This window comes from Paenibacillus sp. FSL R10-2796 (assembly GCF_037965315.1).
GTDB classification, from domain to species: Bacteria; Bacillota; Bacilli; order Paenibacillales; family Paenibacillaceae; genus Paenibacillus_AQ; species Paenibacillus_AQ odorifer.
In genome coordinates this window covers 121,599-142,553 of sequence record NZ_CP150178.1, presented here as the reverse complement: position 1 = coordinate 142,553, position 20,955 = coordinate 121,599, and the positions used below count along the sequence as shown (strand labels likewise).

Genomic DNA, 20,955 nt, shown 5'->3' with positions numbered 1-20,955 from the left:
GATTCTTCCGAAGAAAAATCTCACTAATAACATTTACTTGTTTGCACAAGTTGCTAAAAGATGTTCTAAAACGCAAATTCGTTTCGGTATCCAGTTTTCAAGGATCAAGTTGAAAAAGTTATTCATTTAAAAATTTATGGTGGAGCCAAGCGGGATCGAACCGCTGACCTCCTGCTTGCAAGGCAGGCGCTCTCCCAGCTGAGCTATGGCCCCATAAAATTACTCTATAATGTTATATGGTGGGCCTTGGTGGACTCGAACCACCGACCTCACCCTTATCAGAGGTGCGCTCTAACCAACTGAGCTAAAAGCCCATATAACATATATAACATTGTGAATCAACCAATGAATTGGTTGTCCGCTTGGCAACGTCCTACTCTCCCAGGACCCTTCGGTCCAAGTACCATCGGCGCTGGAGGGCTTAACGGTCGTGTTCGGGATGGGTACGTGTGGAACCCCTCCGCTATCGCCACCAAACGCATACGAAAGAGACTTGCTCTTTCAAAACTGAACACGAGTGAGTGTTCGAACCCGAGGGTTCTATTGTGGAAGTTAAACTTCCGATTTGAATGTTCTCATTGCAGAGAACGATTCTCCATAGAAAGGAGGTGATCCAGCCGCACCTTCCGATACGGCTACCTTGTTACGACTTCACCCCAATCATCTACCCCACCTTCGGCGGCTGGCTCCCTTGCGGGTTACCCCACCGACTTCGGGTGTTGTAAACTCTCGTGGTGTGACGGGCGGTGTGTACAAGACCCGGGAACGTATTCACCGCGGCATGCTGATCCGCGATTACTAGCAATTCCGACTTCATGCAGGCGAGTTGCAGCCTGCAATCCGAACTGAGACCGGCTTTGATGGGATTGGCTCCACCTCGCGGCTTCGCTTCCCGTTGTACCGGCCATTGTAGTACGTGTGTAGCCCAGGTCATAAGGGGCATGATGATTTGACGTCATCCCCACCTTCCTCCGGTTTGTCACCGGCAGTCACTCTAGAGTGCCCAACATTACTTGCTGGCAACTAAAGTTAAGGGTTGCGCTCGTTGCGGGACTTAACCCAACATCTCACGACACGAGCTGACGACAACCATGCACCACCTGTCTCCTCTGTCCCGAAGGCCGCTGCTATCTCTAGCAGATTCAGAGGGATGTCAAGACCTGGTAAGGTTCTTCGCGTTGCTTCGAATTAAACCACATACTCCACTGCTTGTGCGGGTCCCCGTCAATTCCTTTGAGTTTCAGTCTTGCGACCGTACTCCCCAGGCGGAGTGCTTACTGTGTTAACTTCGGCACCAAGGGTATCGAAACCCCTAACACCTAGCACTCATCGTTTACGGCGTGGACTACCAGGGTATCTAATCCTGTTTGCTCCCCACGCTTTCGCGCCTCAGCGTCAGTTACAGCCCAGAAAGTCGCCTTCGCCACTGGTGTTCCTCCACATATCTACGCATTTCACCGCTACACGTGGAATTCCACTTTCCTCTTCTGTACTCAAGCCACCCAGTTTCCAGTGCGACCTCAGGTTGAGCCCAAGGTTTAAACACCAGACTTAAATAGCCGCCTGCGCGCGCTTTACGCCCAATAATTCCGGACAACGCTTGCCCCCTACGTATTACCGCGGCTGCTGGCACGTAGTTAGCCGGGGCTTTCTTCTCAGGTACCGTCACTCCGGTAACAGTTACTCTACCGGACGTTCTTCCCTGGCAACAGAGCTTTACGATCCGAAAACCTTCATCACTCACGCGGCGTTGCTCCGTCAGGCTTTCGCCCATTGCGGAAGATTCCCTACTGCTGCCTCCCGTAGGAGTCTGGGCCGTGTCTCAGTCCCAGTGTGGCCGTTCACCCTCTCAGGTCGGCTACGCATCGTCGCCTTGGTGGGCCGTTACCCCACCAACTAGCTAATGCGCCGCAGGCCCATCCCTCAGTGACAGATTGCTCCGTCTTTCATTCTTCTCTCAGGAGAAAAAAGAAATTATCCGGTATTAGCTACCGTTTCCGGTAGTTATCCCAGTCTGAAGGGCAGGTTGCCTACGTGTTACTCACCCGTCCGCCGCTAAGTTACTTTGAAAGCAAGCTTTCAAAGTAACTCCGCTCGACTTGCATGTATTAGGCACGCCGCCAGCGTTCGTCCTGAGCCAGGATCAAACTCTCCAATTAGTATTGAAAAGAGCGATATGCTCATTTTGAAACATCTGACGAGAAAATTAATTCTCTAATTTGGATTTCACTTACGTGATTTCCCACTCACTCGTTGTTCAGTTTTCAAAGATCAATGTCTCATCTTTCGTCGTCGTTGCTTGTCAGCAGCGACCTTTATAATATATCACAGCGCCTTTGTTTTCGTCAAGCATTTTTTTAATTTCTTTTTTTGCTTGACCATTTCAGCAAGTTGTTAATCAACAGCTTGTCCAAACGGGCGAGACTTAATGTATCATATTTTTCAAAGCCACGTCAAGCATTAAAATAAAATTATTCTTAATCCGAGTAACATAACCACGCCAGGAAGCCCAAGAACCGTTACTGCGCCTATAGTTGCAGGGTTCAAAGGGATATACACCTGCGTGAGCAAACCTGAGAAGTTCACTACATATATCCCGAGTGCAGCCAATACCAAATGAACCCCAAATAAACTTAGCCACCCAAAACCCAGCTTTTTTCTAAATACAACTAAACCTAATAAGATAACGGATAATATCAATACGCCCATAGCTATCATTCTAAGCATGTAGATCCCCCTTATACATTTATTTATAAGCCCTTATATTTGACTGCTGTTCAACCCCAAGCTTTTTGCATGTTTGAGATGTATCTGATATTTACGTTCTGCAGCCTCCAAAATATATATCGCGTAATCTATCTGATCCTGTCCCAACGCCTCGTCGAACATCAGGTACGCCCTCTCCCACTCTGAATGCGCCTTACGGACCTCTAGGAGGGTTTCCCATCCCTCACTTTCCTTTTCGCCTTGTTCCTTATCCACTCCCCACCACAGCTCTCTCCACCATCCCATTTCAATTCCTCCTCAGAATAATTTTGATGCAAAATACACATCTCGTTATTCTCATTCATATCGGGATAGGGACAAACTTAGAACAAAAAAAAGGAAACCCGAGGGCTTCCTTTTTGAAAAATACCACTATAGAGCTGCTAGAATAGCTCGCGACGGCCTTCCAACGCTTTGGACAAAGTAACTTCATCAGCGTATTCAAGATCGCCACCTACAGGCAAGCCATGAGCTATCCTGGTGATTTTAATCTCAAACGGCCGAACAAGACGAGAAATGTACATCGCCGTTGCTTCTCCCTCAATGTTGGGGTTAGTCGCCATTATAAGCTCGCTTACTCTCTCATCACTCAGACGGGTTAATAATTCTTTCAGGCGAATATCATCAGGGCCGATACCTTCCATAGGTGAAATAGCACCCTGAAGAACATGGTAATATCCATTAAACTCCTTGGTTCGTTCTATAGCCACCAAATCCTTAGAGTCTTGAATCACACATATCACTGAAGGATCTCTAGTTTTGTCCTGACATATCTTACATGGGTCCGTATCCGTAATATTACAGCAGACCGAGCAATAGTGAAGATTGCGTTTGACGCTTACTAGCGCTTTTGCAAAATCAATGACTTCATCCTCTTTCATGTTAAGCACATGAAAAGCTAACCGGGCGGCTGTCTTCGGTCCAATCCCGGGCAAACGCGTAAAAGCATCGATCAGCTTAGCTAGCGGTTCGGGATAATACAAATTAATAATTCTCCTTTAGACTGAAGTGGAGTGGGCTATTAGAACAAGCCTGGGATCTTCATTCCACCAGTGAATTTACCCATGTCATTGTTAGCAAGCTCTTCAGCTTGAGTCAATGCATCATTTACAGCAGTGATTACAAGATCTTGCAGCATTTCAACATCTTCCGGATCAACGGCTTCCGGTTTAATTTGAATAGACAGCAATTTTTTGTGGCCGTTTACTTGAACAGTAACTACGCCGCCACCTGATGAACCCTCAATAACCTTGCCTCCGAGTTCCTCTTGAGCTTTAAGCATTTGCTCCTGCATTTTCTTAACTTGCTTCATCATTTGGTTCATATTATTCATACATCGTCTCTCCTTTGGAATGCGCAATTAGCGCTAGTATGTTTATATTACTCTTTTATGACAACAAGGTCTTCTCCAAAAAGCTGGATAGCCTCATCAATCCAAGGTTCAGGTTTAGCTTCTGCAGTATCGTGTTCATGCTCCAATTGCAGTTCTTCTTTGCCAGTCTGTCCCACAGACTTCTGGGCAGCTTCATTCCAGTCACGAAGCATCATGGTTACAAGTCTATAAGGTTTGCCTAGACGCGCTGCAAGCACACTCTCAATAACCTGTCTGTTTGCCGGCTTCTCAGTAGTATCGCGGTGAATCGTGTTCTTGAATGCAACAAGCACCGCATCCTCCATAATTGATACTGGCTCACCGTCTACAAACCATGCATGAACCGTTACCTTTTCCTCTTTTACTCCCTGCAGGACTAGGCTCCACTGTTTATAGATAGCTGCAAAATCGGGACTATCCTTACCAGCAATAAACCTATCTACGTTAGGAGGCATTTTGGAGGCTGAAGAAACCCGCGGTGTTGGAACCGCGTGCGATTTCGGTGCAGGAGCACCATCACGCCCTCCTCCGGAAATACCACCGGATTGCATTGCCTGTTCCAGCTTCTTCTCCAGTGCTGCGATCTGTCTTTTGAGAAGATCCAGTTCACCAGAGTCAATGCTCGAATGATTCGCGCTTACTCCGGCATTTGTTTCACCTAACGGAGCAAATGCGGCACTCTGACTTACCTCTTGCTGCAAGCTGCAAAGCTTCATCAGCGCCACTTCAAACAGTGTCTGAGGATGTGTTGCGTATTTCATTTCACCTAGGTATTTATTGATTGTATCTACAATCTGAAATAGACGCTCCCGAGAAAATGCGGTGGCCATATCTTTAAATTCAGCAGGATTCAGCACCCGCTCTGTTAATTGATCGGCCTCGGGTACCATCTTAATCATCAATAAATCACGGAAATAATACATGAGATTCTCTAGGCATTTATCTGCACTTTTACCTTCATGCATAAGCTGCTCAACGAGCTCCAGAAGAAGACCCATATCACCTTCTAATATGGCAGTGGCAAGACGTGCAAATTGCTCGGAGGGAATTCCCCCTGTCATTCCTAACACTTGCTCGTACGTAACATTACCATCTGTAAAGGATGAAATCTGATCCAGCAAGCTCAATGCATCACGCATACCACCATCAGATAGACGGGCAATATACTGCAATGCGTTGTTATCCGCTGTAATCCCTTCCTTCTCACAAATAGCAGTCAGATGGGCGGTCTGTTCTTCTAACGCCACTCTACGGAAGTCAAAACGCTGACAACGGGAAATTATTGTCGCCGGCAATTTGTGAGGTTCCGTTGTCGCAAGAATAAACATCGCATGTGACGGCGGTTCCTCCAAAGTCTTTAATAGAGCATTAAAAGCTTCTGTCGTCAGCATATGCACTTCATCAATGATATACACTTTACGGCGCACCTCGGTAGGTGCATACTTCACCTTCTCACGCAGATCACGAATCTCCTCTACGCCCCGGTTTGATGCCGCATCTATTTCCTGCACATCCATTACATTACCCGCAGCGATTCGCAAGCAGGATGGACATTCGTTACAAGGTTCCGGACCTGGCCCACGTTCACAGTTAACCGCTTTAGCTAAGACTTTAGCAGCACTTGTCTTACCAGTTCCCCGCGGACCGCTGAACAGATAGGCATGCGAAACCCGCTGTTCACGAATTGCGTTCTGCAGCGTTTGGATAATGTGCTGTTGTCCAACCATGTCTTGAAACGACTGCGGCCGCCAAGCACGGTACAGCGCGATATGTTCCACTATGCATTACCCTCTCTTAAGCTGCCGCTTTCCCGGCATTTGTCGCAAATTTATTATACTATATTCATCGGCTATTGACCAAAAACAAAAAGCATCTTTGCTTGTGGCAAAGATGCTATGATAAACAGAATTATAAACCGTGCACCTGTTATTGATGGCTACGATCCAAGCGGCAACCCTACATGACTGCTCGAGTTAGGCCACCCTCCGGCACAAGAGTAATCTTACTTATGGCTGCTTCCTTCCGGACCTGACCAGGTTCATAAGCACTCATTGCGGAGGACCCAACTGTCAACACAGCCCGTAGGAACCAAGGCCTCACATCGATAGCACCTCTAACAGGAATTCAACCTCGCTACAGCGGATTGCGAGTTACAGGGCACCGCTACCTCCCCGTCTAGCACGGCGAAGATAAGTATAGCTCACGCTCGGACAAAAATCAACTCCAAGACATAAAATGAGCCCCTCAGCTATACAGCTGGGGGCTCAATCTAACCGTTAAGCCGCAAAGCGACTGTTCAAATTAGATACCATATTTCTTCTTAAATTTATCAACGCGACCGCCGGCATCCAAGAACTTCTGCTTGCCAGTGAAGAACGGATGGCAGTTGGAGCAAATTTCGACACGAAGCTCTTGTTTAACAGAGCCAGCTTCGAAAGTGTTGCCACATGCGCAGGTTACCTTAGTTACATTATACTTTGGTTGAATTGCTTCTTGCATTTTGAATTTCACCTCTCATGCCCTAAGCCTCATGCGGACCCAGAGTTATATGATTACACTGTGGTATTTTAGCACGAAATATCAAATTGGGCAATATGTTTCATTTTTACATTTTAGCTGCTTAAATATTGATTCCCCGCCGCTTAGCCCGCGCCATATCTGCTGGTGGCACATGTGTATAAGAGCCTATAACTACATCCGGCAGTTCATCGCGGAAAATATCCAGCATCGTCTTCATCCCAAGGATTTCACCCTGGGCAGGAGGAATCAACTCTAAATAACTCTCCGGGTCAATGTTTAGATTGCGCATCTGAATAAGCTTAAGATCAGTACGTCTTACAAACTCCAGCATCGCTTCAATCTCTTCTTCGCGATCAGTCACTCCAGGGAAGATCAGATAATTGATCGATGTGTAAACCCCCTGCGAAGCAGCGTATTTCAAAGATTTTTCTACATTGGCCAATGTATAACCGCGTGGTTTGTAATAAGCATTATAATGGTCATCAAGGGCACTGATTGTGCTGACACGCATCAAATCGAGCCCAGCATCAACGATTCCTCGCATATGATCGCTTAATCCCGCATTGGTGTTGATATTGATATAGCCCATATCAGTAATCGAGCGCACTTCACGAATAGCTTCTATAATAAGTTTTGCCTGCGTGGAAGGTTCCCCTTCACAGCCTTGTCCAAAGCTGATAATCGATTCAGGCGTCTTTAAATGCTCCAACATAACTTGTGAAATTTCGTTGACCGTAGGCCGGAAATTCATCCGAGTCTGCGGAGATACAAAGCCGCTATCATCAGGTTGCTCAGAAATACAGCCAAAACATCCAGCATTACATGAATAAGAGACGGGTACACCGCCCTCCCAACGCCCTAAAAAGGTATTGGAGGAAGTCAGGCATTCATAGCCAAGCGCACAGTTAGAAAGATGCTCATAGAGGCGGTTATCAGGATATTTGGCTGTCATCTCACCAACACTGACTTCAAGATCTTCTTTGTCACAATTAAGTGGATTCCATTTCTCTGGATTATCGGTAGGGTCTGCCGCAACATAGAACCCGCCATCCTTCCACACTACAGCCGAATACCCAAACAGAGGAAGCTTATAAGACTTATCTGTCTTCACATAACCAGGAAGACATAGACGAGTGTAGCCTTGCGGCAGCAGCGCTCCGACAGCCTGCGAACCTTCCGGCAAAGACATCATTTCACCCGTCTCAGGATTCATACCCACAGCACGTGTACTAGGCAAGCCCACGAGCGTAGCACCTTCTGGTAATGGAATTAATTCTTCCTGCAGCATTTCAACAATCATATCCCCACTACGGGCTAGCCCGTACAGTTCGGGATGATCATATACGTTTCCTTGCCCGTCGGCATATACCAAATACATGTTAGTCTCCTCTTATTATCAATTCTCAAGTTGTAGGTACTGAAGGTGTCTTCGCCCGTGTGGTACGACGAGCAGCTGTACCGCTGTTGGAGGTGCCTCCGTTACTTGCAGTCCCGTTTGGTGTTGTTTTTGCCCCAGCAACGTCAAAGGATGCCAAGAACTCAGCATTAGTCTTCGTATCACGCAGCTTTTTGATGAATCCCTCCACAAAATCGTAGGACTCGTTCATATTTTTGCGAATCGCCCAAATCGTATCCAGTTCTTCTTTGCTCAAGAGCACTTCTTCGCGACGTGTACCTGAACGACGAATATCGATAGCTGGGAATATCCGGCGTTCCGCCAATTTGCGGTCCAAATGAAGCTCCATATTACCGGTACCCTTAAATTCTTCATATATAATATCATCCATACGCGAGCCAGTATCTATTAATGCTGTTGCCAAAATAGTTAATGAGCCGCCTTCTTCCACATTCCGTGCAGAACCAAAAAACCGCTTCGGCCGGTGAAAAGCCGCCGGGTCAATCCCCCCGCTAAGTGTACGTCCAGATGGTGGAACCACCAGATTATAAGCACGCGCCAGACGCGTAATGCTATCCAAAAGAATAACTACATCCTTCTTGTGCTCAACTAAACGAAGTGCCCTTTGCAACACAAGCTCAGCCACTTTAATATGATTCTCTGGAAGCTCATCAAACGTCGATGCAACCACTTCGCCTTTTACAGAACGCTGCATATCGGTTACTTCTTCAGGACGTTCATCAATCAGCAATACAAAGAGCTCAATCTCAGGATTATTAGTGGAAATACTATTGGCAATTTCTTTTAAGAGGAGCGTTTTTCCTGCTTTTGGAGGTGCTACAATCAAACCCCGCTGCCCCAAACCTACAGGAGCGAGCAAATCCATTATTCGGGTAGACAAATGAGTAGGGGATGTTTCAAGCGGTAGCTTGTCTTGCGGATAAAGTGGTGTTAATGCTGGAAAATGAAGACGCTCCGCTGCACTAGCAGGGTTCTCGCCATTAACTGCATTGACTTGAAGCAGGCCAAAATATCGTTCATTTTCTTTTGGTGTCCGACATTTACCAGACACAAGATCTCCGCTTCTGAGATCAAACTTACGAATTTGTGAAGCTGAGATGTAAATATCTTCAGCACTGGGCAAATAGTTAATCGGCCTAAGAAATCCATAGCCCTCAGGCAAAATTTCTAGTACGCCTTCCATAAACATGAGACCGCTCTGCTCTGCCTGTGCCCGAAGGATCGCAAAGATCAGTTCCCGTTTCTTCAGCTGTCCGTAATAAGGAATCTGGTATTTCTTGGCCAGCTTATATAACTCGGTCAGCTTCATTTCTTCCAGATCGGAAATTTGAAGATCCATGTAATAACCACCTATTCAATTTTTAAATGAGTTCTTCCTAGTCTATCTACTAGGCAAAAATATGATTCTATTAAAATGCTCATTAGGTTAGTATTACCCCAAATGGAAGGAAATATGCGGTTTGGCCGCAAATTAATACTCCTTCCAAGCGGGATATCCTAATATTATTCATTCTCACGCCAAACATGAGCACCAAGTTGCCGAAGGTTGCTCACTAAATTATCATAACCACGATCAATATACTCTACGCCGGTCACTTCAGTAATACCATCTTCTACTGTTAACCCGGCAATGACAAGGGCTGCACCCGCACGCAGATCAGCTGCCTTTACTTTAGCAGCATTAAGTTTACTGCCCTCAATAATTGCAGATCGGCCTTCAACACGAATCTTTGCGCCCATTCTTACCAACTCTGGCACATGCTTGAAGCGGTTGCTGTAGACGAAATCGCTAAGCACACTAACCCCTTCTGCCTGTGTCAGCATACTTGTCATAGGAGATTGTAAATCTGTAGGAAATCCAGGATAGGTCAGTGCTTTAACATCTGCATGTTCATAATTAGCTCTACCTATAACTCGGATACTTTCATCAAGCTCTTCAATATCCACGCCCATCTCTAAAAGCTTGGCTGTTAAGGCTTCCAAGTGCTTAGGAATAACATTATCTATCAACACATTACCGCGCGTAGCCGCAGCGGCAATCATATAAGTTCCTGCTTGAATCCGATCGGGAATAATGGAATGACGGCAACCGTGCATTTCCGAGACCCCTTCGATCCGGATGGTTTCTGTACCAGCGCCTTTAATAACAGCGCCCATAGAGTTCAATAGGGTAGCTACATCTATAATCTCAGGCTCTTTAGCCGCATTTTCAATAATTGTAGAGCCTTTGGCTCGTGAAGCCGCCAGCATGATGTTTATAGTGGCACCTACGCTTGATACGTCCAGATAAATCTTCGCACCGCGTAGCTCTTTTGCATATAAGTGGATAGAACCATGTTCGTTGGTAACTGTTGCTCCCAAAGCCTCGAATCCCTTGATATGTTGATCAATTGGACGAGGTTCAAAATTACAGCCACCAGGAAGACCTATTGTCGCTTCTTTGAATCTTCCAAGCAGAGCTCCCATCATATAATACGAAGCTCTAAGTTTCTTAACCGGCCCATTGGGCATTGGAATAGATACAATACGTGAAGGGTCAATTCTCATCTGATTGCCTGACCAGGATACATTAGCGCCAAGCTCTTGCAAGATTTCGGAGTATACGGCTACATCACTAAGGGACGGTAAATTATCCAGAACAACTTCAGATTCGGCCAAAATTGCCGCAGGAATAAGCGCGATGGCACTATTCTTTGCTCCACTGATGGTTACAACGCCCTCTAGCGGACGTCCACCGCCAATCATTAATTTTTCCATAGATTTATCAATTTCCCCCTACGTGTATTGCAGCTGGGTGGGCAATACGTGCTGTGGACTTTTAGTGATGAAAATGGAAAGACACCGGCTAAGCGGTGTGCTTTCCTCATCAAACTATTCAACTGGACAGAGTAATAGCCCTATCCTTTAACAAATTGCTTGTCCACCTGAGGCGGAAGCTACAATGATTAGGCTTTGTTGTTGGATCCAAATTCGCGAATTTTACCAATAACGGTTTCTTTGATTGCATCACGGCCTGGTGCGATGAATGTACGTGGATCGTAAGCATCAGGTTTAGCAGCTAGAACTTCGCGAACCACTTTTGCGAACACGATTTGGTTCTCAGTGTTCACGTTGATTTTGGAAGTACCCAGGGAGATGGCTTTCTTGATGTCATGTTCAGGAATACCTGTACCACCATGAAGAACCATTGGGATGTTAGTAGCGTCACGGATTTCTTCCATTTCTTTGAATCCGAGGTTAGGCTCGCCATGGTAAGGTCCATGAACGGAACCAAGTGCAGGAGCCAGGGTGTCGATACCTGTTTCTTTCACAATACGTACGCACTCATCAAGCTTAGCATACATGATGCCGCCGATAACGTCGTCTTCTTGTCCACCAACAGTACCTACTTCAGCTTCTACAGAAACGCCTTTAGCGTGAGCATATTCAACGACTTTTTTAGTCATATCGATGTTCTCATCGATTGGGTGATGGGAACCGTCGATCATTACGGATGTAAATCCAGCATCAATTGCTGCTTTACATTTATCAAAGCTAGATCCATGGTCAAGGTGGATAGCTACAGGAACAGTGATATTCATGTCAATAATTAGACCTTCAACCATTTTAACAACAGTAGTGAAGCCGCCCATGTGGCGTGCTGCGCCTTCAGATACACCAAGGATTACTGGTGATTTTTCTTGTTCAGCGGCACCAAGAATAGCTTGAGTCCACTCCAAGTTGTTAATGTTGTACTGACCTACTGCATATTTTCCTTCAAGTGCTTTGTTCAACATGTCTGTCATAGATACTAATGGCATGGTTTCATCCTCCTAAGAATGTTGGTTGGCTATGTTTTTAAACCGACATCACATACAGGCTTATTATAGCACATCCTGTGTCAAATACTAAATAGGGTAAACAAAAAAATGTCCCGGTGGGACGATTTTTATCCAGCCCATATAACAATTACACTCATCCTCTTCGGAGTCACCACGCTAAATAGGACCGATACAGAAATCACCGTTCTAACTGCATTGATCCACAGACTTGTTATGAAGATGCATGTTTACCGCTACGCGCATTTCGTCTATGTCGAACGGCTTTGTAAAATGCATTAACGCCCCTAGCTTGGTCGCCTCCTTAATCATGTCCAGTTCACCATATGCCGTCATCATAATGACCTTAATGGACGGATTGATCTCCTTTAGATGCTTCAGAATCTCGAGTCCATCCATTCCCGGTATTTTCATATCGAGTAAGACCAAATCGGGTGACTCGCTGCGAACAATGTCTAATGCCAATTTTCCGTTAGCCGCTTGAAATGTTGTATATCCCTCACTATTGAACACTTCCATAAGAAGAATCCGGATCCCATTCTGATCATCGACAATTAATACTTTCTTCTTTTCCATACGATACCCTCCCAGAAATTAAGGCAGATTGACTATACCGCGCTCTCCACAGCGACCGGCCCCTTTAGAAACTACTCCATACGAAACCTATTATTCGTGCTTTACTGTCCAAATCCTGCTAATTGGATAAAATGGGTAAATAAAGAGTCTAAAATGAAATAAATGTCAGTTACAATATTTCTATTAAAGGGTAATACAAAAAGAGAGCCTTCGGATGAAGGCTCTCTTCGACTATTTAAGAACCGAGGGTTCTTTCTGTCTGTGTATAAATTATTGCTGCTCGGAATGGGTCAAAGAGGCTTTGACAAATTCACGGAATAGCGGTTGCGGGCGGTTCGGACGTGAAGTGAATTCCGGGTGGAATTGAACCGAGAGGAACCACGGATGCTCTGGAAGCTCTACGATCTCTACTAGACGGCCATCCGGAGAAGTTCCGGAGATAACCAGTCCTGCTTTTTCAATTTCGTCACGGTAAGCATTGTTGAACTCATACCGGTGACGGTGACGCTCATATACCAGTTCATCATCATAGCAAGACATTGCCAGAGAGTCCGGAATAATCTTACAAGGATACAACCCAAGACGCATAGTGCCGCCCATATCTTCAATATCTTTTTGCTCAGGAAGCAAATCAATCAATGGATATTGTGTATTTGGATCGATTTCGGAGCTGTTTGCACCTTGTAGTCCAAGAACAGAACGGCCATATTCAATTACAGAAACCTGCATTCCAAGGCAAATTCCAAAGAAAGGTATCAATTGCTCACGGGCATAACGAATAGCGGAGATTTTACCTTCGATTCCCCGATCACCGAAACCACCAGGAACAAGAATACCGCCAATACCACGCAGCATTTCGTCCACGTTCTCATCCGTAATTTCCTCTGCATTCACCCAGCGGATCTTAACCTCTGCATTCGCAGCAAAACCTGCGTGTGAAAGTGATTCAACAACGCTCAAATAAGCGTCATGCAGTGCTACGTACTTACCTACAATTGCGATTTCTACTGTCTTCTCTAATTTCTGAATCCGGCTAAGCATACTTTCCCATTCGCGCATATCTGGCGCAGGTGTTGTAAGCTTCAAATGATTAACAACAATCTCGTCCAATCCTTCATCACGAAGGTTCAATGGAACTTCATATAACGTCGAAGCATCGCGGCATTCCACAACAGCATTAGCATCAATATCGCAAAAGAGTGCGATTTTGGCTTTCATATCTGCGGAAAGCTCATATTCCGTACGGCATACGATGACATTCGGTTGAATACCGATACTGCGCAGCTCTTTAACGCTATGCTGTGTCGGCTTCGTCTTCACTTCTCCAGCAGCCTTGATATAAGGAATCAAGGTTACGTGGATATACATCACATTTTCCCGGCCAATATCACTCTTGATTTGACGAATCGCTTCCAGGAACGGAAGACTTTCAATATCCCCTACAGTACCGCCGATCTCTGTGATAACAACATCAGAGTTGGTCTCGCGGCCCGCGCGGAACACGCGTTCTTTGATCTCATTCGTAATATGCGGGATAACTTGTACAGTTCCACCCAAGTACTCTCCACGACGTTCCTTGCTGATTACGGATGAATAGATCTTACCTGTCGTCACATTGCTGTTCTTCGACAGATTGATATCAATAAACCGTTCATAGTGCCCAAGGTCAAGGTCAGTCTCTGCACCGTCATCCGTTACGAAGACTTCTCCGTGCTGGTAAGGGCTCATTGTTCCAGGGTCTACGTTAAGATACGGATCAAATTTCTGAATCGTTACCTTTAGACCTCTGTTCTTGAGCAGCCTGCCCAGCGAAGCGGCGGTAATGCCTTTACCCAGGGAAGACACAACGCCACCCGTTACAAAAATATACTTTGTCACTGTAAAACCCTCCTAAATAAAGTCCAAACATAAAAGCGGCACATGGTGTTTATCGTAACCCGTTTTACTATCATCAAAACAGGGGAAATCAAAAGTTTTATTCACCGGGGAAAACATAAACCGTCATCCCTCAAATCCCATTAATCTACAGCTACTTTGCATCTAAAAAAACAAAAAAGTGACACCCGTAGAACCGGGGCACTTTTTATTTTAGAAAACACGTTTATTAACTTACATGATAAGCCCATGCAATAGTTTACTCTGACGATCCCCCACTGTCAAGGGAGGAATTATGCCACAGACAAGACTCTTCTGATTATTGATCTTACTTGTCATCCTCGGAATCTTCATCGTCGCCATCTTCTGCATCGTCTTCGTCCGTATCGTCTTCGTCTATGTCATCTTCATCGATCACGACATCTTCGTCGACTTCTTCTTCGCTGTCGTCGTCAGAATAGAGGTCGTCGCGATCTTCATCGATAGCGTCGAAATCCTCTTCTTCAGCTGTGTAGTTTTCTTCTTCATCAGCAAAATCGTCATCTTCCAAATCATCGTCTTCATCGTTGATGATGCGCACCCGTTTAGTGTTACCAACCGGATCATCGGAGCGCTCAAGAGGATACCAGCGTTTCAGTCCCCAAAGGTTGGTTCCGACACAGGCAAAACGCCCGTCAATGTTAATCTCGGTATATAACTGGGCAATAGTATCTTGGCTTTCTTGATCGGTCATGCCGCGTAACTTGGCTACCTCGACCATCAGATCACGGTAATAATACGGTGTATTGGCTGCTTTAAGCACCAGAAAGGCAAGATCCACCATTGGCATTTCTTTAACTTTCTCAGGGTCTAGCTTTAAATTGAGTGGCGTACTCACTAAAGGACACTTCCTCTCACGCATTGTTCACATTACGGTTTATTTCAATAATATCCATTAACAAAACTAAGTAAAACCTATTTAACAACAAAATGCAAGTCAAATGCAAGAACCGTCCAACAGAAAAAGCCTCCTGCTTATTATCCATACAGGAAACCTGTCTTCATCAAGAAGAGTTGATATGTAATTGTAGCAAGGTTCGCCGCACCCAAAGTTTTTAGAAATGGGATTTAAAAAGGCGGAGGAAGACCTCCGCGCATGACTGTATCCACGCCAAGGATCGGCTCCTTACGGGATGTTACAAAGAGAGTTTTAATCTCTTCTGTTTATTTTATGTAAAGCGCCGTCTTTTGACACGCTGGGCAGCCCATTTCCTTAAAAAAGGGCAAGTTCCCATTCGGACCCCTCCCTCCGCTCATACAATATGGCAGCAGGGCACCGAGGAGGGACAGCGAAACCTATGGACTATTACAAATTTTGGAACATGCTTCTTGAAGAAATATCGGTTGCCCCCAAAAATGGTGAGCGGCGTATTCTTACCTTCAACGATCCCCGCCAGTATGCCGGAGCTTTCTCACAATGGAAGGCTCTAAAAGCAAAGCAGCCCGAGCTGCGGCAAGTACAGGTATCTCCGCTGATTCGGGCCTTCTTCGTGCCCGCTGCCGCCGGAAAGCTGATGAACCGATTTGCAGACCTTCTAAATGTCGAGGACGATCTGCAAATCCAAATCCATTCCATAGCTAACGAAAAAAGCGGAATCGCAGCGCTCCCATGGGGGGTGAAAGCGATTCATGCTCCTCAGGCATGGTCTAAATCAACCGGAGTTCACGTCAAAATCGGCGTCATTGACACCGGCGCGGATTACCGTCATCCCGATCTGAAGCATTCATTAGCCACTGGAGTCAACCTACTACACCGCGGAATGCTGCCGCTGGATGATAATGGGCACGGAACTCATATCGCCGGAACCTTAGCGGCAGCAGGGGGGAATCGCGGAATGATGGGAGTGGCGCCGCGAGCGCTGCTATATCCAGTCAAGGCTTTTGATCATAGTGGATCAGCCTATGTATCCGATATTGTGCTAGGTATTGATTGGTGTGTCCAGAACCGAATCGACGTCATTAATATGAGCTTTGGAATGAAGACTAGAAGCAAGGCGCTCCACAATGTGGTTATAAAAGCGTATCGGGCCGGAATCGCCGTCATTGCCTCCTCTGGGAATGACGGCAAACGTGGCGGGGACTATCCCGCACGTTATCCCGAGACGATAGCCGTGGGCGCCATCGATAAAAGACACCGGGTTGCCGGCTTCAGCAATCGCGGTTCATATATCGATGTATACGCGCCCGGCGAAGGCGTGCCCTCCTGCTGGCTGAAGGAGGGCTACAAAGAAATGAGCGGCACCTCCATGGCGACCTCGCATGTCACGGGAGCCGCCGCACTGCTGCTCGCACTGCGACCGGGCCTCACGCCAAGGGAGCTGAAGCTGCTCTTGCGCCGCACCGCGTCCCCGGTGCGGCTGCGTAAGGGGCAGCGCCGCGCATCCCTAGGCGGCGGCTCTGCCGATGCCCTACGCCTGCTGAGAGCAGGAGTAAGGGCGAAGCGTTCGGTCTCCGCGAACGTGTAGACCCCGCCCGGGCACCGGGTGGGTCACTCTGACGTTAGCGCAGCTGATGCCGGTGCGAAGAACGGCAGCAAAGAAAAATCCGCCCCCCAGGAAACCGGAAGGCGGATTTTTTGTCGTTTGCTGTTGATTTACATGCGATCCGGTGCAGAAACTCCGACAAGACGCAGTACATTGGCAATAGTAGTACGTGTTGCGCCCAGCAGAGCAAGACGCGCCACGGTTTGAGCAGCATCCTCAGTAATTACACGTTCAGCTTTGTAATAACTGTGGAACATCGCAGCCAGCTCATATACATAACGGATGAGGCGATGTGGAGCATAACCTTCAGCCGCAACAGCGATTTCTGCCGGGAGCTCACCAATTTTGCGCAGCAGGTCATATTCATGCACTGCTGTCAGCTTGGAGAAGTCAATTTCCGCGTAATCAGGGATAGAAATCCCTTGCTCCTCTGCCTGACGGAAAATACTGCAAATACGCGCATGCGCATATTGAACATAGAATACAGGATTTTCATTAGAAGTAGAGATCGCCAAATCCATATCGAAATCAAGATGAGAATCCATGCTGCGCATGGTGAAGAAATAACGAATCGCATCGATTCCTACTTCCTCCATCAAATCTTCCATCGTAACCGCTTTGCCGGTACGTTTGGACATTTTGACCTTTTCACCATTCTGGAACAGGCTGACCATCTGAGCAATCAGAACCACTAACTTCTCAGGATCATTGCCAAGTGCTGACATTGCCGCCTTCATCCGCGGAATATAACCATGGTGATCAGCGCCCCAAATGTTAATCATTTTATCGTAACCGCGGCCATACTTATCGCTGTGATAAGCAATATCCGGGGTAAGGTAGGTATATGTGCCATCATTTTTGATCAAGACACGGTCTTTATCATCCCCGTATTTTGTCGTTTGCAGCCAGGTTGCCCCATCTTGCTCATACACTTCTCCACGATCACGGAGCTCGTCCAGCGAGCGCAGTACTTCTCCGTTCTCATACAGCGAGGTTTCACTGAACCAGATATCGAAGTTTACACGGAAAAGACCTAGATCACGTTTGATTTTATCCAACTCTTTATTAAGTCCATAGGTCCGGAAAAAAGCAGCGCGCTCACTAGGGCTCATCTCGAGCAAGGTATCGCCCTTTTCTGCCACAAGCTCCTTCGCAAAACCCTTAATATCCTCACCATGGTAACCATCTTCCGGCATTTCTGCCTCTTGTCCCAGCTCCTGAAGGTATCTGGTTTCAATGGATTTACACAGATTAGCCACTTGGTTACCGGCATCATTAATATAATATTCCCGGGTCACTTCATAACCTGCATAATCAAGCACATTACACAGCGCATCACCGACAGCAGCACCACGGGCATGCCCTAAATGTAGGCTACCCGTTGGATTGGCACTGACGAACTCCATTTCAACCTTCTGACCTTGACCCAGATTAATACGGCCATAGTCATCCCCCTGCTCAGCAACAAGGCTGATGATTGGGTACAAGTAATTCTTAGACAGGGTAAAGTTAATAAAGCCTGGTCCTGCAATCTCCGCTTTCTCAATAGAAGCTCGGCTCGTATCCAAATGCTCAATAATAGCTTCAGCAATCTGGCGTGGATTACGTTTAGCAATTTTGGTCAGCTGCATAGCAGCGTTCGTAGCCAAATCACCATGCGCCTTATCTCTTGGTACTTCAAGTACAATATCCGGAACCTCTTCCGGTGCAACCAGCCCAGCATTCACAATCGCATCGGCGATGGCTTCTTTTACCCGTTCATTTACAAGCTCTAACGGATTCTTACTATGTGTCATAATTTCGGTTCCTCCTGTATATGCAAACTAATAGCGAACTTTCCTGTCAATTCCTCGTAAACGTACAAATCATATTCCCAGGCAACCGTTAAAGAACGCCCTTCGCGCACAACTTCCAGCTTGTTCGTTTCCGTAGAAAGATTGAACTGCGTATATCGCGAGCGGTAGAATCCTGGCAGACGCCGTCCAGCTTCAAAGCTCTGCTCCGACTGAATCCCGCCATGGCGGATTAGCTTCAGTTGATTGCCTGCAATCTTTATCGTTGTACGAACAGAAACTTCCTCTCCGCGAGGACCCTGCTCTAATTCTTCATATTGAATATATAGATGCGGTCCCTTGGATGTTACTTCTCCATTCGCTTCCATAACATTTCGCTGCCCATCTTGAAGGCTCACGAGCGTAATAGAGACATCATATTTGTCAGACTGTATTTCAGGCATCACACGTTCCTCCATTCTGCAAGCCTCTGCATTCTGCATAAGAAAAACGTCTAATGGCAAAGCTTAAACATTTTTATATTAATCAAAGGCCTATTTCGCTTTCCCATTGTACACTATAATCCAGTTCAAAGAAGCATTTCAATACAGAATCAAGCATATCTTCATAAGCACATAAAATATTACCATATTGATGATTAAAAGCACACTTTGAACGTCCATTCTCTATGTATATCATTTACTTCGATTATATTTGCACCTACCAAGCACCTATCGGACATAGATGACCTTAAACGCAGTATGATTCCATATTCGGTGTGATAACGGACCCCTTAGTCGCTATTGGCATAAAAAGCAACCCATTTGAACCTCTTTCTAGGCAATAGTGTTACTGGAGTCCGAAACCCTATCCCAAAGGCCGAAAATTTGCAAATAACGTCAACTGGGTCCGTACCCCTCCGAGGATGAGGGATCTGATAAGGCCACTGATAAGGGTACTATTCAAGCAAGCAACCAAGGATAAAAAATACAGAGCAGCGATTCTCCAAGTATCCGGAGAATCGCTGCTCTGCTGTCTATTTGCGATGTTTACAATACTTCGGACCCTTATATTTTTTTATTGAAGAGAATTATTGGGTCATCACTTTTAAAGAAAACCTGCGTTCCCATGAAGCTCCGCCGTCTTTGGTCACATACAAGGAAGAGTAATCAAGCTCACGGATGGCGAGCCAGCCCTCTTTATTACTAGTGAAGGAGATTACCCCGTCATAACCAGCGAGCTCCGGAAGATTAGTCCATTGCTTACCGCCGTTATAAGAGCGTCCAACTGCCACTTTCTCTGCTGCTGGAGAAAATCCCACTAAAAAAGATGTGCTGTTTCCCACAAGCTGCAGGTTCCCGGGTTTGCCAGCGGCTGGCCCTTTATTGAATTCAGCCTTGCCACTGCCTGGTGCAGGTCCGCCGCCGGCAGTTTCCTGAGCGATCACACGATTCCAACTTTTCCCCCTGTTCGCACTTTCATACAGCGAGTAAGAGGTCTGACTCATCCCCGTACCGCCATAGAGCACTACAGCGACCTGATCTCCCTTAGCGGAGATTTGTCCAAACTCGGGCTCGGCAAAAGCCGCCTTCAGTGAAAGGCTCCAAGTTCCCCCTCCATCTGTGGTCTTCATTACCCGATATCCGCTTCCCGGCACGATTACAACCGCCCAGCCGGTATTCCGGTCACTAAAATAAGCGCCTCGTGTATTGGGTGGGATGGAAATTTTACTCCAGCTCAGCCCCCCGTCTTTGGTGTAAAACGTGGCGGCTCTCTCATAAGCAAAACCTTTCTTACTATCGATAAAATTTATTCTTTCAAAGCTGACGGCATTGTTCGAAAGTCTCTTCCACTCCGAGCCACCGTTAGAGGTACCAATTAAATATTGAGCCTGCCCCTCCTCTACAGAAGCAAGAGCAAAGCCATGTACATTATCGGGAAAATCGAATTGTTTGAAGCTCCATTGGCCTTGATAGATCTCTTGAAAATGGCAACCTCCGTCAGAGGTACCAATCATAAATCCATTACCTGCTGCCCGTCCAATATTCCCATTCAAAAACTGAACATCAGAAAAGCTAAGCGGTGTGGATACATCGCCTGAATGCTTGTTTTGCAGGGCCTGTAGCAAGCCGTGATCTCCCGTGCCGCAAGTCGCTGGTGCTGGTGCAGCATGTACAGAAGTTACAGGTGCACTCCAGCCTGAAACCATAATAAGCGTCGCCGAGAGGGCGGTTATTGTCGTCTTATGAATCCTTTTCGTCCATTTCATGATGACACCTCCTAATATGTATATACCCTTACTCACAATCCCTACTCT

17 protein-coding genes, 2 tRNA genes, 2 rRNA genes and 1 other RNA gene are annotated in these 20,955 nt (G+C 46.4%); 1 reads left to right on the top strand and 21 read right to left on the bottom strand.

Translation table 11 applies throughout. From position 1 onward, the window contains the following. Positions 1–137: 137 nt before the first annotated feature. From NST58_RS00680 to rpoE, 18 genes are all read right to left on the bottom strand, one after another. Positions 138–213 (bottom strand) — tRNA-Ala (locus NST58_RS00680). A gap of 24 nt (positions 214–237) precedes the next feature. After that, positions 238–314 (bottom strand) — tRNA-Ile (locus NST58_RS00675). A gap of 46 nt (positions 315–360) precedes the next feature. After that, a 5S ribosomal RNA gene (gene rrf, locus NST58_RS00670) occupies positions 361–477 on the bottom strand. 124 nt (positions 478–601) lie between these two features. Beyond that, positions 602–2,159, bottom strand: a 16S ribosomal RNA gene (locus tag NST58_RS00665). A 301-nt stretch (positions 2,160–2,460) separates the two neighbouring features. Continuing rightward, positions 2,461–2,727, bottom strand: coding sequence for a pro-sigmaK processing inhibitor BofA family protein (locus NST58_RS00660; protein WP_038568084.1), 267 nt, complete (start codon positions 2,725–2,727; stop codon positions 2,461–2,463). 33 nt (positions 2,728–2,760) lie between these two features. Next, entirely contained in the window at positions 2,761–3,012 is a 252-nt protein-coding gene (locus tag NST58_RS00655) for a DUF2508 family protein (protein ID WP_076187197.1), read from the bottom strand. Between the two features lie 137 nt (positions 3,013–3,149). Then, the gene (gene recR / locus NST58_RS00650) at positions 3,150–3,749 is read right to left on the bottom strand and encodes a recombination mediator RecR (protein ID WP_036679922.1); all 600 of its coding nucleotides are present in this window, start codon (positions 3,747–3,749) and stop codon (positions 3,150–3,152) included. Positions 3,750–3,787: 38 nt separating this feature from the next. Next, positions 3,788–4,099, bottom strand: a complete 312-nt coding sequence (locus NST58_RS00645; protein WP_036679924.1) for a YbaB/EbfC family nucleoid-associated protein — start codon at positions 4,097–4,099, stop codon at positions 3,788–3,790. Positions 4,100–4,146: 47 nt separating this feature from the next. Beyond that, positions 4,147–5,916, bottom strand: coding sequence for a DNA polymerase III subunit gamma/tau (gene dnaX, locus NST58_RS00640; protein ID WP_339189088.1), 1,770 nt, complete (start codon positions 5,914–5,916; stop codon positions 4,147–4,149). 137 nt (positions 5,917–6,053) lie between these two features. Beyond that, positions 6,054–6,322: signal recognition particle sRNA large type (gene ffs, locus NST58_RS00635), an RNA gene on the bottom strand. 117 nt (positions 6,323–6,439) lie between these two features. Next, complete coding sequence (gene rpmE, locus NST58_RS00630) at positions 6,440–6,637, bottom strand: 50S ribosomal protein L31 (RefSeq protein ID WP_036679927.1); 198 nt, start codon at positions 6,635–6,637, stop codon at positions 6,440–6,442. Positions 6,638–6,758: 121 nt separating this feature from the next. Then, the gene (locus tag NST58_RS00625) at positions 6,759–8,036 is read right to left on the bottom strand and encodes a radical SAM protein (RefSeq protein ID WP_339245636.1); all 1,278 of its coding nucleotides are present in this window, start codon (positions 8,034–8,036) and stop codon (positions 6,759–6,761) included. Positions 8,037–8,061: 25 nt separating this feature from the next. Beyond that, complete coding sequence (rho, locus tag NST58_RS00620; RefSeq protein ID WP_036679930.1) at positions 8,062–9,414, bottom strand: transcription termination factor Rho; 1,353 nt, start codon at positions 9,412–9,414, stop codon at positions 8,062–8,064. Between the two features lie 164 nt (positions 9,415–9,578). Continuing rightward, positions 9,579–10,832 carry a UDP-N-acetylglucosamine 1-carboxyvinyltransferase gene (locus NST58_RS00615; protein WP_036679932.1) on the bottom strand — a complete coding sequence of 418 codons (1,254 nt, stop codon included), beginning with the start codon at positions 10,830–10,832 and terminating at the stop codon, positions 9,579–9,581. Positions 10,833–11,020: 188 nt separating this feature from the next. Then, the gene (fba, locus tag NST58_RS00610) at positions 11,021–11,875 is read right to left on the bottom strand and encodes a class II fructose-1,6-bisphosphate aldolase (RefSeq protein ID WP_036679934.1); all 855 of its coding nucleotides are present in this window, start codon (positions 11,873–11,875) and stop codon (positions 11,021–11,023) included. Positions 11,876–12,082: 207 nt separating this feature from the next. After that, a complete protein-coding gene (locus tag NST58_RS00605) occupies positions 12,083–12,469 on the bottom strand; it encodes a response regulator (RefSeq protein ID WP_036679935.1) in 387 nt (128 codons plus the stop codon). Between the two features lie 270 nt (positions 12,470–12,739). Next, positions 12,740–14,347: a CTP synthase gene (locus NST58_RS00600; protein ID WP_076130377.1), complete on the bottom strand. Its 1,608-nt coding sequence runs from the start codon at positions 14,345–14,347 to the stop codon at positions 12,740–12,742. 325 nt (positions 14,348–14,672) lie between these two features. Next, the gene (gene rpoE / locus NST58_RS00595; protein ID WP_036679939.1) at positions 14,673–15,221 is read right to left on the bottom strand and encodes a DNA-directed RNA polymerase subunit delta; all 549 of its coding nucleotides are present in this window, start codon (positions 15,219–15,221) and stop codon (positions 14,673–14,675) included. 460 nt (positions 15,222–15,681) lie between these two features. On the opposite strand from rpoE, the gene NST58_RS00590 reads away from it, so the two are divergent. Beyond that, the gene (locus tag NST58_RS00590) at positions 15,682–16,848 is read left to right on the top strand and encodes a S8 family peptidase (RefSeq protein WP_036679942.1); all 1,167 of its coding nucleotides are present in this window, start codon (positions 15,682–15,684) and stop codon (positions 16,846–16,848) included. Between the two features lie 128 nt (positions 16,849–16,976). On the opposite strand, the gene argS is transcribed toward NST58_RS00590, so the two are convergent. The 3 genes from argS to NST58_RS00575 form a co-directional block, all read right to left on the bottom strand. Beyond that, positions 16,977–18,662 carry an arginine--tRNA ligase gene (argS, locus tag NST58_RS00585; RefSeq protein WP_036679944.1) on the bottom strand — a complete coding sequence of 562 codons (1,686 nt, stop codon included), beginning with the start codon at positions 18,660–18,662 and terminating at the stop codon, positions 16,977–16,979. Beyond that, positions 18,659–19,102: a DUF1934 domain-containing protein gene (locus tag NST58_RS00580; RefSeq protein WP_076130378.1), complete on the bottom strand. Its 444-nt coding sequence runs from the start codon at positions 19,100–19,102 to the stop codon at positions 18,659–18,661. Before NST58_RS00580 ends, argS begins: the two co-directional genes overlap by 4 nt. A gap of 626 nt (positions 19,103–19,728) precedes the next feature. Next, positions 19,729–20,907: a hypothetical protein gene (locus NST58_RS00575; RefSeq protein ID WP_339245634.1), complete on the bottom strand. Its 1,179-nt coding sequence runs from the start codon at positions 20,905–20,907 to the stop codon at positions 19,729–19,731. Positions 20,908–20,955 lie beyond the last annotated feature (48 nt).